Raw genomic sequence first — 14,018 nt, forward strand, 5'->3', positions numbered from 1 at the left:
GCCCGACAACCGAGGCGCCCCGACACTTATCCACAGACCACCCCGCAATCTTCTCGCGAGAGCGGAAAAAATGTTGCCTCAGGTACCGTGAAGCAACCATTTTCCCGCTCTCGCGAGAAGTTTTAGGCGAAGGCGGCGGGGAGGGTGGTGCGGTGGCGCGAGTGCATCTCCGGCAGGGGGGCAGCGAAGACGTCCTGAATTTCCAGGGCGTTCAGGGTGGCATCGGTCACACCGATGCGCAGCACCGGAACGTACCGACCGGCGCACAAACCGAGAAACTTCACGTCGTCTTCGCGGGGCACGCTCACGATGACGCGACCGGCCGACTCCGAGAACAGGGCAGTGGATGCGTCCACCCCGTCGCGATCCTGAATGTCACCCAGCCAGACCCGCGCGCCCACGCCGAAGCGCATGACGGCTTCGGCGAGAGCCTGGGCGAGCCCGCCCTCGCTGAGGTCGTGCGCGCTGTCGATGAGGGCTTCCTTCGAGGCGGCGTGCAGCAGCCCGGCGAGGGCCTTCTCCTCACCCAGATCCACAACCGGCGGGCGGCCGCCGAGGTGGTTGTGCACGACGCCGGCCCAGGCCGAGCCGTCCAGCTCCAGCGCGGTCGTGCCGAGCAGGTAGATGTTGTGTCCGTCGTCCTGCCAACCGCTCGGGATGCGGCGGGCGACGTCATCGATCACGCCGAGCACGGCCACGACCGGGGTCGGGTGGATCGGCTGATCGCCGGTCTGGTTGTAGAAGGAGACGTTGCCGCCGGTGACTGGGATCTCGAGTTCGAGGCATCCGTCGGCGAGGGCAGTGACGGCCTCACGGAACTGCCACATGACCTCGGGGTTCTCGGGGGAGCCGAAGTTGAGACAGTCGCTGACGCCGGCCGGTACCGCACCGGTCGCGGCGACGTTGCGGTACGCCTCGGCCAGGGCCAACTGCGCTCCGCGGTAGGGGTCGAGCTGGCAGTAGCGACCGTTCGCGTCGGTGGCGATGGCGAAACCGAGGCCGCTCTCTTCGTCGACGCGGATCATGCCGCCGTCGTCGGGAAAGGACAGTGCCGTGTTGCCCTGCACGTAGTGGTCATACTGGTCGGTGATCCAGCTCGGGTCGGCCAGGTTCGGTGAGCCGAGCAGATCGAGGAACTGCTCGTGCAGCGTTGCGCCGTCAAGGGCGCGCGGCAGAACGGATGCCGTGTCGGCTTGCAGGGCGTCGATCCAGGTCGGGTAGGCGAGCGGACGCTCGTAGACCGGGCCGTCGACGGCGACAGTGCGCGGCAGTACGTTGACGATCTCTTCGCCGTGCCAGTTGATGATCAACCGGCCGGTGTCGGTGACCTCGCCGAGCACGCTGGTCTCGACATCCCACTTCTTCGTGACGGCGAGAAAACCCTCGAGCTTCTCCGGCGTGACGATCGCCATCATGCGTTCTTGGCTCTCGCTCATCAGAATCTCTTCGGCGGTGAGCGTGGGGTCGCGCAGCAGCACCTTTTCGAGCTCGATGAACATGCCACCGTCGCCGTTGGAGGCGAGTTCACTGGTCGCACAGCTGATGCCGGCCGCACCGAGGTCCTGGATACCCTCGACGAGCTTGCCTGCAAACAGTTCGAGGCAGCACTCGATGAGCACCTTCTCGGCGAACGGGTCGCCGACCTGCACGGCGGGCCGTTTGGTGGGGCCGCCGGCGCTGAACGTGTCCGAGGCCAGAATGGATGCCCCGCCGATGCCGTCGCCGCCGGTGCGGGCTCCGAACAGGACCACCTGGTTGCCGACGCCGCGGGCGTTGGCGAGGTGCAGGTCTTCGTGACGCAGCACGCCGACCGAGAGAGCGTTGACCAGCGGGTTGCCCTGATATACGGCGTCAAAGTAGGTCTCGCCGCCGATGTTGGGCAGACCGAGGCAGTTGCCGTAGAAGCTGATGCCGCTCGTGACGCCGTGCACGACGCGGGCGGTGTCGGGATCGTTGATATCGCCGAAACGCAGGGCGTCCATGACGGCGACCGGGCGGGCACCCATCGAGATGATGTCGCGCACGATGCCGCCGACGCCGGTGGCGGCGCCCTGGAACGGCTCAATGTAGGAGGGGTGGTTGTGCGACTCGATCTTGAACGTGACCGCCCAGCCCTCACCGACATCGAGCACGCCGGCGTTCTCGCCCATGCCCACCATGAGGTTCTTCTTCATGGCCGGGGTGACCTTGTCACCGAACTGGCGCAGGTACATTTTCGAGCTCTTGTAGGAGCAGTGCTCGCTCCACATGACCGAGTACATCGCGAGCTCGCCGCTCGTGGGGCGGCGGCCGAGGATTTCGCGGATCTTCGCGTATTCATCGGCCTTGAGCCCGAGCGCGCCGTAGGGCTGCTCCTTCTCCGGCGTGGCGAGGGCGTTGGATACGGTGTCGGCGACGCCGCGGGACGAGGTGTTGGAAACAGCGGTCACGTGTGGAATTCTCCCCGAGATAGCGGATGCTTGACCCACCAAGTCTACCTGTCGCCCCGCCCTCGACCGCGGGCAGCGAAATACCCACTCGGTGGTCTGCTTTCGAAAAGCCCGGCGGCCGCGAAATACCCGCGACGGCCGGACGCTGCCCCGCGCATAACTCCTGCAATCCGTGACCGGCTTGAAGATCAGCCGCGTAATCATGCGGCCGCGCGGCTCGGTCTGCGGAAATTACAGGAGTTATGCGCAGAGCCGGTGCGCGTGACTGTGCGTGGCTGAGGGTGTGCGGGCTGGGGGTGAATGGGGTGCCGGCCGAGGCGCGCGGGCGGGCCGAGACCGGTCAGACGGCGGCACGCTCCCTGGCGCGCAGGTCCTTGCGCAGAATCTTGCCGGACGCCGACTTGGGAATCACGTCGATGAACTCGACCATTCGCACCTTCTTGTGCGGAGCCACCCGCTCGGTGATGAAAGCCATCACCTCGTCGGCCGTGACGGCAGACTCGGCCACGACCACGATGAAGGCCTTCGGAATCTCCTGGCCGTCGGCATCCGCTACCCCGATCACCGCGGAATCCGCGATCTCGGGGTGGGTGAGCAGCAGCGCCTCGAGCTCGGCCGGCGCGATCTGGTAGCCCTTGTACTTGATCAGTTCCTTGCTGCGGTCGACAATGGTCACCTCGCCGCCGGCGCTGACCGTGGCGATATCGCCGGTGTGCAGAAAACCGTCGGCGTCGATGGTCTCCCGGGTGGCGGCATCGTTGTTGAGGTAGCCGAGCATCACGTTCGGGCCGCGCACGAGCAACTCGCCGGGTTCACTCACCCCGCTGTCGGGTATTTCGATCTCCGCACCGGTTTCGGTCGAGACGAGCTTGCAGTCCATGTTCGGCACGGTCACGCCGACCGACGCACGCGAGAGGTGCGGAGCGTCGATGGGGATAAGGTGACTCACCGGGCTGACCTCGGTCATGCCGTAGCCCTGCAGAATACGGCAGTCCAGCCGGGTGGCCACGGTAGTGGCGAGGGCGCCGTCCAGCGGCGCCGCCCCGGAGAGAATCGTGTGCACACTCGACAGATCGTAGCTATCGACGAGCGGATGCTTCGCTACGGCCACCGCAATCGGCGGCGCGATGAAGACGTAGCTGCAGCGGTGATCCTGGATCATGCGCAGAAACTCGACGAAATCGAACCGGGCCATGGTGACCAGGGCAGCACGCTGTTTGAACGCCAGGTTGAGCAGAACCGTCATTCCGTAGATGTGGTAAAACGGCAGCAGCGCGAGCACCTTGTCCTCGGGTACGACCCCGATCAGGTCGCGGGCCTGCTGCACGTTCGCCACGAGGTTGCGGTGGCTGAGCATGACGCCCTTGGGCGCCGCGGTCGTGCCCGACGAATAGGGGAGAACGGCCACGTGCGTGGCCGGGTCGATGCTCACGACCGGGGCTTGGACATCCGCTTCGAGCAAATCAGCCAGCGACGGATGCCCCGGTGCACCATCAATGACCACGATGCACTCGTTCGAGATTCCGGATGCGTGTGCGGCCGCCCGGGCTCCGTCGAGCAGCGGTGAGACGGTCACGAGCCAGGTCGCTCCGGAATCGGCGAGTTGGCGTTGCACATCGTCGGGGGTGTACATCGAATTGATGGTGGTGACCGTCGCGCCCGCCCGCAGAATGCCGTGGAAGACCGCCGTGAACTCCGGGGTGTTCGGGCAGAGCAACCCGACGACCGTACCAGGGCCGACGCCACGCTCGGCCAGGGCGCCCGCCACCCGGTTGATCTGATCGACCAGGCTGCGATAGCTCAGCGCCGCGCCACTGGACCCGTCGATGACGGCGGTGCGGTCGAGGTCGGCCTCGCTGAGGTCGCCGAACAGATAGTCGAAAATGCTCAGTTCGGGAATTTCAACGGGAGCGTAGGGGCTCGTGAACACGGGGGATCTCCTTTGATCGGGTGGCGCCTGCACACGCTACCCCGCGCCGCTGCGGCGAAACTGTGCATCCGATGCCAGTCGGGACTCGGCTGTTTCGGCAGCCGTTTCACCAGCCGCGACAGCAGTCGTCACCGGCCGTTCACCCGCCGGTTACCGTGGTCGCCTTCGTTGTTGGCGTGGTTTCCCTAGCGTGGCTGAACATAAAGCACCCGACTCTGGAAGGTTTCTCGTGGCACTCCGCTCCGCTTCTGCACACTCCGCTTCTGCACACTCCGCTTCTTCACGCTCCGCCTCCGCACGCGGCACCTCGTCACGCAGCACGGCCCTCGCCGCCAAGACGGCGCTCGCTGCCGGTGCCGCCGTACTGCTCACCCTGAGCCTCGCCTCCTGCTCCGCAGCCACGGCCGATGCGTCGGGCAACGACACGACCGGTGTGGGCTACGCGGCCGACGAGAACACCCTGGTCTTCGGCGTGGTTCCCGACTCCGTCGACACCCAGACCAACTACCAGCCGCTGATGGACTACATCGAGCAGGAGACCGGCAAGACCGTGGAATATCACGAGTCCACCGACTACGCTGCCCTGATCGAAGCCGCCATCGCCGGCAAAATCGATGTCGCATCCTTCTCCGGCTTCACCTACATCACCGCGACCAACAACGGCGCGGCCATCACCCCGATCTCGTCGATTGTGACCGAAGAAGGTGAGGCACCCGGATACTATTCGCAGGCGATCGTGCCGGCCGACAGCACCATCAGCTCCCTGGAGGAATTCGCCGGCAAGAAGGTCTGTTTCGTAGACCCGTCATCGACGAGCGGCTATCTGTTTCCGTCGTACAACCTGCTCGAAGCGGGCGTCGACCCGGTTGCGGACGTCACCCCGGTGTTCGCCGGAAAACACGACGTGAGCGTACAGAAGATCGGCGAGGGCAAGGAATGCGAGGTTGGCTTCGCCGAAGACAGTGAGGTCGCCAAGAGCGACAAGGTCAAGGTCATCGCCGAGACCATGGTTCCCGGTGCCCCGATCGTTGTCTCCGACACGCTGCCCGACGAGCTCAAGTCCCAGCTCACGCAGGCGCTGGGTGAGGTCACCATCAATGACATCATCGCCTCCGGTGTGGCCAGCGCCGACACCACGGCCTTTCGTGACACCTTCTACGCGACTGAGCCGGTCGATGACGCCTACTACGACACCATCCGCGACATTTGCGTGAAGACCTCGGCTGCCCAGTGCCAGGGCTGACACAGCGTCCTGGTGTACCCACCGGTTCCGCCCGCGCGGCGGAACCGGTGATCGACGTGCGCGGTGTGACGAAAACTTTCGGGCAGACCACAGCCCTGAATGACGTGTCGCTCACGGTGGCCCGAGGTGAAATCGTGGTCTTGCTCGGACTGTCCGGTTCGGGCAAATCGACGCTGCTGCGACACCTGGATGGTCTGGACCGACCCGACTCCGGATCGGTGACCGTGCTCGGCAGCGCGGTATCACGCCTCACCGGACGCCCCCTGCGTGCGCTGCGCGGGCAGGTCGGCTTCGTCTTTCAGCAGTTCGAGCTGGTCGGTTCGCTGACCGTGCTCGAAAACGTGCTGACCGGCGCCTTGTCTCGGGTGCGCGGGCCGCGCCTCGGCCTCTGGGGATACCGCCGCGAACTGAAGGAGGACGCGCTCGGCCATCTCGACCGGGTCGGCCTGCTCGCCCACAGCTACCAGCGCGCCGATACCCTCTCCGGCGGGCAGCAGCAGCGTGTGGGCATCGCCCGGGCGCTCATGCAGAATCCGCGCATCCTGCTCGCCGACGAGCCGGTGGCCTCGCTCGACCCGGAATCCAGTGCCCAAATCATGGCGCTCATCCGAGACATCGCCGTCGACACCGGCCTCACCGTGGTCTGTAGCCTGCACCAGGTGGACCTGGCACTGTCCTGGGGCGATCGCATCGTTGGGCTGCGCCACGGGCAGGTGGTACTCGACACCGAAACCCAGGGGCTATCGAAGCAAAACGTGATGGAGATCTACGGCCGCGTCACAACCTCGACCGGCGAACTCGATGCGATCGACACCGAACTGGTTACGCCGTTCGCGCAAGCTGGCCAACTGGAGAACGCTGGCCAACTGGAGAACGGCCGGCCGGAGGAGCAGGAGGAGCAGGAGGAGCAGGAGGAGCAGGAGGAGCAGGAGGAGCAGGACGAGCCCGATGAACTCGACGAACTCGACGAACTCGACGAACTGGACCTGGCGACCTTCAGCCTGGCGCGGGAGAACCGCCGATGACCCTGACGCTCGAGCGCCCGACGGCCGCATCGGAAGCCGCGACAGCTCCGACGCAGCCCCCGAAACCGCGCGCCCAACCCGAGAAAATCGCCGCCGGACTGACCCTTGTGGCGCTCGTGGTGGCATCCGTTCTGGCGCTGATCAGTGTGGATATCTCGCTGCCGCAAATGGCGGCGAGTTGGTCAAACGCCGCCCGCTTCTTTGACCGGGTCGGGGGCCTCAGCTTTCCGCCGCTGCCGGAGCTGCTCTATCTGACCGCGCTCACCGTGGGACTCGTGCTGCTCGGCACCCTGTTCGCCGCGGTGTTCTCGGTGCCTCTGGCCTGGCTCGCGGCCGCGAATACCTCGCCCGGCCGCGGCTGGATGGCCTTCGCCCGTTTTCTCGGCGTGCTGACGCGGGCGGTTCCCGACGTGGTGCTCGCCATGGTGTTCGTGCTGATGTTCTCGCTCGGCACCCTGCCGGGCATCCTGGCCATCGGCATCCACTCGATCGGCATGATCAGCAAAATGTTCGCCGATGCAATCGAGCAGATCGACGAGGGACCGCGATTGGCCATCCGCGCCGCCGGTGGTAGTCGCTCGCAAGAGTTCTTCTCGGGCGTGCTGCCCCAGGTGCTGCCGTCCTGGGTCGCGACCGTACTGCATCGCAACGACATCAACCTGCGCGGCTCGGTCATTCTCGGCTACGTCGGCGTCGCCGGGCTCGGGCTCGAAATGTCCTATGCGTTCAAGTCGCTCAATTACTCGCTCGGGCTCGGTATCGCCCTGGTGATTTTTGCGCTGTGCGTGGTGATGGAGATCGTATCCAGCGCCGTGCGTACTGTGATGCTCGGCCTCGCTCCGACCCGCCGTGGCCTCGGCGACCGAATGCTGCGCCGTTTCGGCGTGACCGGTCGCCGCCGTACAGCGGATGTCCCGGCCGCTCGGCTGCGCCGCCCGTTGGACTACTCTCGGGTGCGGAATGCCGTGTGGGGCGGACTCGCCCTGCTCGTCGTCGTGGGCAGCGTCTGGATCTGCGACATTCAGTGGGGAGACTTTCTCACCGTCTGGTCATACCTGCCCGACACCGCCGCCAAATTCTGGCCACCGAGCTTCGGCGCCTACGACGCCACGGTGATGGTCGCGGCAATGGCGGAAACCATCGCGATCGCACTGGCCGCGACGATTCTCACGGTGTTCGCCTCGATCGTGATCGGCTCGCTCGCCGCCCGCAACGTGGCACCGACACCGCGAGTGCGCGCCGCATTTCGGCTCATCCTGGTGACGATTCGCGGAATTCCCGAGATCATCCTCGCCATCGTGCTCATCGTCGTCACCGGCCTCGGCGCCCAAGCCGGCACGATCGCCCTCGCCATCGGCGGAGTGGGGCTGCTGGGCAAGCTGCTGGCTGACTCGCTCGAAGAGGTGCCCGCCGGGCCGGAACACGCACTCACGGCTGCTGGGGCCACCCGCCTGCAGGTCTACGCCGGAGCGACCGTGCCCCAGGGCATGAAGGCGCTCCTCGGCCACAGTTTCTACATGCTCGACACCAACATTCGGGCCGCCACCATTCTCGGTCTCGTCGGCGGTGGCGGGGTCGGTTACTACCTGTTGAACGCCGGGCAGGGATCACGCTACGACCTGGTCACAACCATCGTGCTGATGATTCTCGTCACGGTCGTCGTCGTGGAAGCCCTCGCCATGTGGATGCGCCGGGTGTTTCGGTGACCGGGGTGGACCTGGTGGTCGTCGGCAGCGGCATCGTGGGCCTCGGGCACGCGCTCGCCGCCACCGAGCGCGGCCTGTCCGTTGTCGTCGTGGACCGCGCTGCCGCCATCGGCGGGGCCTCAGTGCGCAATTTCGGGCACCTCTGTTTTTCCGCGCAAAGCGGCCTGGCCCGTGAATTCGCCCTGCGGTCGCGACCGCTCTGGCTGAAGCTGGCTGCGGATGCCGGAATCTGGCTGCGCGACTGCGGCACGTTGGTCGTCGCTCGGCATGATGATGAACTCGCGGTGCTGCACGAACTTGCGGCGCAGCGGGGGAGCGACTCGCTATTCGATATCGACCCGGTTTCTGATCCCGGTGCGGGGAACCAGGCCGCGCGGCCCGAAATTTCGCTGCTCAGCGCCACCGAGGTTGAGACGCGCCTGCCGCTGTCCCCCGGCACGGCGCGGGGCGGAGCCGTTCTGCCGTGGGACCTGCAGGTCAATCCCCGCCAGGCCGGTGCCGGACTGGCCGCACTACTGGCCCGGCGCGGTGTCGAGTTTCGCTATCGCACCGCCGTGACTGGGGCGCGATCCGGTCGGGTCATGACCACCCGTGGAAACATCGACACCGCAACGGTCATTGTGGCGGTCAATCACGATATCGACCAGCTCTACCCCGAGGTCGCCGAACGCGACGGTATTCGTCGGTGCGCGCTCGACATGCTGCGCGTGGATGCGGGCCTCGACGCGCCGCTACCCGCGCCCGTCCTCACCGGTTGGTCGCTGCTGCGCTACGGCGCTTTTGCGTCGCTGGCCAGCGCAACCGGTCTGGCTGAGCGGCTGCGGCGGGAGCATCCAGTTCTGGCCGAACTAGACCTCAACCAGATGTACACCCAGTTGCCCGACGGTTCCCTGATCGTGGGGGACACCCACTATCGCGGGGCATCCGTCTCTCCATTCCAGAATGAGCATGCATTCGACGAACTGCTGCGACTCACCGGCGAACTGTTCGGTGTGCCCCGTCCGCGCGTACTGGAACGATGGCAGGGCCTCTACGCGTCGGGGAGAAGCGACTTTCTCATCGACCAACCCGAACCGGGCGTGTACCTCGTCGCCGCAACCACCGGAATCGGCATGACAACCGGTCTGGGCCTTGCCGAACACGTTACCGCCAGCATCTTCGACTCTTCCCTCCCCTCCCTGAAAGGAACCCGATGAGCACCACACCCCTCCCCACCGATCTCGCCCTTGACCTTGACCTGGAACTCGACGATTTCGACACCGAAGATGTCGACGTGGAGCTCGTCGTGTTCGACATGGCCGGCACCACGGTGAGCGACGACGGACTGGTCGAGCGCGCGTTCGTGCTCGCCGCCGAGCGTAGCGGACTGGCCGACACCGCCGCCGAGCTGGCCGACGCCGTCGCCTTTGTGCGCGAAACCATGGGGCAGTCCAAACTCGACGTATTTCGTGAGCTCACCGACTCCGAAGAAGCGGCCGTGGCTGCCACCGCAGCGTTCGAGTCTGCCTATGCGGAGCTCATCGGACAGGTCGGGGTGACGGCGATTGCCGGTGCGGCCGACCTGTTTCAGGAACTCCATGACGCCGGAGTGAAGGTCGCGCTGGTCACCGGGTTCTCCCGCGCGACCCAGGACACGCTCATCGACGCGCTCGGCTGGAGCGACCTCATCGACGTCAGCCTCTGCCCGGCCGAAGCTGGTCGTGGCCGCCCGTACCCGGACCTGCCGCTCAGCGCCCTGTTGCGCACCGGGGCGTCCAGCGTGACAGCCATGGTCGTCGTCGGTGATACCGCGAGTGACATGCTCTCCGGAACGAGTGCGGGCGCGGGCCTGGTCGTCGGCGTGCTAACCGGCACGCACGACAGCGACAGGCTCGAAGAGGCCGGCGCTGACGTCGTCATCGCCAGCGTCGCGGATCTGGCCGAACTGCTCGGCCTGCGTGAGGATGAGATCGAGTAACCATGCCGGAACACGCTCACCACACCGCACTGCAGTCGTCAGCACTGCAGCCGTCAGCACTGCAGCCGTCAGCACACTTACCGACGGCCGCGCTCCCGGCCAGCGCCAGCCGGCGCGGCTTGTCGGTCGTCCTGCCGCGCACCGCGGAGGCCATGGTGTGGTCGGGGGTCGACCTGCCGTTGGAGCGTGTGGCGGTGCCGGGGGTGCTGCTCGAGCCCGGTGACGTGTTGGTCGAGGTTGAGCTGGCGACCGTCTGCGGTTCCGACGTGCACACGGCGCTCGGCCGGCGCCCGAGCGCGAAGCCGCTCGTGCTCGGCCACGAGCAGGTCGGCCGCATCGTCGCCGTGGGGGAGCAAGCGTATGCCGCAAATGGAATGCCTCTGCGGGTGGGGCAGCGGGTGGTCTGGTCGGTCATCGTGAGTTGCGGAACCTGCCCGCGCTGCCGCCGCGGGCTGCCGCAGAAATGCCTCGGTCTGGCCAAATACGGGCATGAGCGGATGCGGAGGGGCTGGGACCTCAGCGGCGGTTTCGCCACGCACGTGCAGGTGCGGGCCGGTACGGCGATCGTCGTGGTGGACGAACAGGTTCCAGCGTCGGTTCTGGCGCCGGCTTCCTGCGCGACCGCGACGGTCGTGGCGGCGCTCGGTGCGGCATCCGTTCTCGTGCCACTGGCCGGAGCGACGATGCTGGTGACCGGGGCCGGGATGCTCGGCGTGACGGCCTGCGCGATGGCGACGGATGCCGGCGCTCTCGTGGTTGTCAGCGATCCAGATGAGGGCCGGAGGCAGCTGGCGCTCGACTTCGGGGCCGCCGCCGTGGCAGATCCGGGCGCGCTGTGCGAGTCCGCGACCGAAATCACGAGCGTACTCGCCGCGCTGCAGGATGCCGGTGCGGCCGAACCGACCATCGCGCTCGAACTGAGCGGTGCCCGACCGGCCGTGCAGAGTGCTATCGACCTGATCGGCGTCGGCGGCGTGGTCGTACTGGTCGGCACCGTCTCGCCCGGGGAACCAGTATTACTCGACCCGGAATCGATCGTGCGCCGCATGGTCACGCTGCGCGGTGTGCACAACTACACGCCGGGAGATCTGCAGCAGGCGGTGACCTATCTCAGCGGAGCCTGGCACCGGCATCCGTTTTCGGCCCTCGTCGGTGCCACCTTTGCCCTCGAGCGGGCGGATGCCGCCCTCTCATCGGCGGCCACCGGCCGTCATCCCCGCGTCGGAATCACGCCACAGCCGCCCGCGACGCTCGGCTGACGCTCACGATTCGCTCCGCCGGTCAAGCTAGCTTGCGACGGACGGCTCTGCCGCGACGACGACCTTGCCGAGGGTTCGACCGGACTCGACCAGGGCATGGGCCGCGCGGAGGTTCTCCGCGGAGATCGGGGCCAGCGTCGTCGTGAGTGTGGTGCGCACGGTGCCGGCATCAACGAGGGCGGCGACGCGATCCAGAAGGTGATGCTGTTCGATCATGTCCGGGGTCTGGAACATTGACCGGGTGAACATGAATTCCCAGTGCCAGGAGAGGCTCTTGGTCTTCAGTGCCAACACGTCCATTTCGGTCGGATCGTCGATCGCGACGATCTTGCCGAATGGCTGGAGGATCTCGACGTAGGCCGTGAGCTGGCCTTCCGAGTTGGTGCTGAAAATGTAGTTGACACCTTCCGGGGCCACCTTCAATACGTCCTCCCGGAGGTGCTCCCCGTGCCGAACGGTGCCATCGGCGCCGAGGCCGAGAACCCACTCGCGGCTTTCCGGGCGGGTCGCGGAGGCAATGACCCGCACGCCGGGCGCGAGGGCCTTGGCGAGCTGGATCACCATGGAGCCGACGCCGCCGGCCCCGCCGATCATGAGCAGCGTTCCCGTGCTCTCCGCGTGCAGGCCGAACCGGTCGAACAGGCCTTCCCAGGCGGTGATGGATGTCAACGGAAGGGCTGCAGCCTGCGCAAAGTCCAGCGATGTCGGCATCGTGCCGACGATACGTTCGTCAACGGCGTGGAACTCGGAGTTCGTTCCCTGGCGGGTAACGTCACCGGCGTAGTAGACCTTGTCGCCGACGTTGAACAGCGTGACCTCGCCGCCGACGGCGTGCACGATTCCGGCGGCGTCATAGCCGAGCACTTTCGACGCGCCCTCGGGGTCGACGTTCGCGCGCATCTTCGCGTCAGCCGGGTTGACCGATACCGCTTTTACCTCGACCAGCAGATCGCGGGCGCCGATCTGCGGCAGCGGCAGCGTAACGTCTTCCTGGCTCGTCGGCTCGGATACCGGAGCGTTCTTCGTATAGGCAATCGCCTTCATGTTTTCAATCATGGTTCAACCATGACTCATCGATACTAGTTACCGTCAAGGGCCCTTAGTATCTTTTGGATACTATAGAGTCATGATGATCGCCAGCGCGGAGCCAGTCGTCCCGAACGCCTATCCGAATAATGTCTACGCCGCCAATTGCCAGTGCCGGGAGATGCTGGACCTGCTGGCGAGCAAGTGGGCCGCTCTTGCCATCGGAGCCCTCGAGAATGGGCCGATGAGGTTCGGGGTGGTGCGAAAGAAGCTCGAAGGCATCAGTCCTAAGGTGCTCTCGCAGACTCTGCGCAAGCTGGAGGACCATGGAATGGTCGACCGCACCGTGTTCCCGGCCGTGCCGTTGCACGTCGAGTATTCCCTGACACCGCTCGGTCAAAGCGCGAATGCACCCCTGGCTCACCTCCGCGACTGGGTCGAGGCCAACACCGGAATCACCTAGTTCGCCGGTCGATGCGCTCGGGATTTGCGATCGCGTCAGCTGGTGACGCCGTGAAGTACCGAAAACCCCATGAAGTAAAGAAAACCCCATGAAGCACCCAAAGGCACCCTTATGACTACCTTCCCCACTCTCGCCGTCACCGGATCTACCGGCGTCCTCGGCGGAATGGTCGCCCGCGATCTTGCCGAGCGCGGCATCGCCCAGCGACTGCTCGTGCGCACGCCGACCAAGGCGCCCGAGCTGGCGCTCGGCACGGTGCACCAGTTCAGCTACGGCGATCTGGAGGCCTCTCGCGTCGCGCTCGACGGCGTGGTTACCCTGTTCATGGTGTCCGGCCCGGAAGGCGCGGAGCGCCTCGATGACCACCGTACCTTCGTCGACGCGGCGGCCGCTGCGGGCGTGCAGCACATTATTTACACCTCGTTCATCGCCACGGCGCCGGACGCAATCTTCACCCTGTCGCACGACCACTACTTCACGGAGGAACACATTAAGGCCTCGGGCATGCAATGGACGTTCCTGCGCTACAACTTCTACATCGACTTCATGGAAGCATTCGTCGGAGAAGACGGGGTGATCCGGGGACCCGCCGACGACGGTCGCCTGGCGGTCGTCGCACGCGCAGACGTCGCACGCACGGCCGCCGTCATTCTCACGGATCCGGCACCGCACGCCGCGCGCACCTACGACCTCACCGGCCCCGAAGCGCTCACCGTCGCCGAAATCGCCGCCACCATCGCCCGGGTCCGCGGCACGAATGTGCGGTTCCAGAACGAAACGGTCGAGGAGGCCTATGCCTCCCGTGCCGGCTACGGAGTACCGGACTGGCAGCTCGACGCCTGGGTCAGCACCTACACCGCCATCGCCAGCAACGTTCTGTCCGGCGTGAGCGGCGACGTCGAAACGATCACCGGAACGGCTCCCCGGTCGCTTGGGACGTTCCTCACGCAGAACCCGCGCTGAATCACTGCCCCAAACCC

Annotated in this window: 11 protein-coding genes; 8 read left to right on the top strand and 3 right to left on the bottom strand. The window is 66.1% G+C overall.

Annotated features, from left to right (window positions below; translation table 11 throughout):
• Positions 1-122: 122 nt before the first annotated feature.
• Together purL and QMK22_RS13445 are read right to left on the bottom strand one after the other, a co-directional pair.
• On the bottom strand, positions 123-2,429 hold the full coding sequence (purL, locus tag QMK22_RS13440; protein ID WP_283498158.1) for a phosphoribosylformylglycinamidine synthase subunit PurL: 2,307 nt from the start codon (positions 2,427-2,429) through the stop codon (positions 123-125).
• 340 nt (positions 2,430-2,769) lie between these two features.
• Entirely contained in the window at positions 2,770-4,359 is a 1,590-nt protein-coding gene (locus QMK22_RS13445; protein ID WP_283498159.1) for an AMP-binding protein, read from the bottom strand.
• A gap of 229 nt (positions 4,360-4,588) precedes the next feature.
• Between QMK22_RS13445 and QMK22_RS13450 the strand changes: the two genes are divergently transcribed.
• From QMK22_RS13450 to QMK22_RS13475, 6 genes are read left to right on the top strand one after another with little or no spacing between them, the layout of a single operon-like run.
• Positions 4,589-5,602, top strand: coding sequence for a phosphate/phosphite/phosphonate ABC transporter substrate-binding protein (locus tag QMK22_RS13450; RefSeq protein ID WP_283498160.1), 1,014 nt, complete (start codon positions 4,589-4,591; stop codon positions 5,600-5,602).
• 47 nt (positions 5,603-5,649) lie between these two features.
• Positions 5,650-6,627 carry a phosphonate ABC transporter ATP-binding protein gene (gene phnC / locus QMK22_RS13455; protein ID WP_283498161.1) on the top strand — a complete coding sequence of 326 codons (978 nt, stop codon included), beginning with the start codon at positions 5,650-5,652 and terminating at the stop codon, positions 6,625-6,627.
• The gene (locus QMK22_RS13460) at positions 6,624-8,333 is read left to right on the top strand and encodes a PhnE/PtxC family ABC transporter permease (protein WP_283498162.1); all 1,710 of its coding nucleotides are present in this window, start codon (positions 6,624-6,626) and stop codon (positions 8,331-8,333) included. Before phnC ends, QMK22_RS13460 begins: the two co-directional genes overlap by 4 nt.
• On the top strand, positions 8,330-9,529 hold the full coding sequence (locus QMK22_RS13465) for a TIGR03364 family FAD-dependent oxidoreductase (protein ID WP_283498163.1): 1,200 nt from the start codon (positions 8,330-8,332) through the stop codon (positions 9,527-9,529). The genes QMK22_RS13460 and QMK22_RS13465 overlap by 4 nt, the downstream gene beginning before the upstream one ends.
• Complete coding sequence (locus tag QMK22_RS13470) at positions 9,526-10,290, top strand: phosphonatase-like hydrolase (protein ID WP_283498164.1); 765 nt, start codon at positions 9,526-9,528, stop codon at positions 10,288-10,290. The genes QMK22_RS13465 and QMK22_RS13470 overlap by 4 nt, the downstream gene beginning before the upstream one ends.
• Positions 10,291-10,292: 2 nt before the next feature.
• Positions 10,293-11,549 (top strand): zinc-binding dehydrogenase, encoded by a 1,257-nt coding sequence (locus QMK22_RS13475; RefSeq protein WP_283498165.1) that lies wholly within the window; start codon positions 10,293-10,295, stop codon positions 11,547-11,549.
• 27 nt (positions 11,550-11,576) lie between these two features.
• Here QMK22_RS13475 and QMK22_RS13480 read toward each other — a convergent pair whose 3' ends face one another.
• On the bottom strand, positions 11,577-12,605 hold the full coding sequence (locus QMK22_RS13480; protein WP_283498166.1) for a zinc-binding alcohol dehydrogenase family protein: 1,029 nt from the start codon (positions 12,603-12,605) through the stop codon (positions 11,577-11,579).
• 70 nt (positions 12,606-12,675) lie between these two features.
• Here QMK22_RS13480 and QMK22_RS13485 point away from each other — a divergent pair, with 70 nt between their 5' ends.
• Both QMK22_RS13485 and QMK22_RS13490 read left to right on the top strand, forming a co-directional pair.
• Positions 12,676-13,038 carry a winged helix-turn-helix transcriptional regulator gene (locus QMK22_RS13485; RefSeq protein ID WP_283498167.1) on the top strand — a complete coding sequence of 121 codons (363 nt, stop codon included), beginning with the start codon at positions 12,676-12,678 and terminating at the stop codon, positions 13,036-13,038.
• A gap of 111 nt (positions 13,039-13,149) precedes the next feature.
• Positions 13,150-14,001, top strand: coding sequence for an SDR family oxidoreductase (locus QMK22_RS13490; RefSeq protein ID WP_283498168.1), 852 nt, complete (start codon positions 13,150-13,152; stop codon positions 13,999-14,001).
• Positions 14,002-14,018: the final 17 nt, after the last annotated feature.

It is taken from the genome of Cryobacterium sp. PH29-G1, from assembly GCF_030063365.1.
Classification (GTDB): domain Bacteria; phylum Actinomycetota; class Actinomycetes; order Actinomycetales; family Microbacteriaceae; genus Cryobacterium.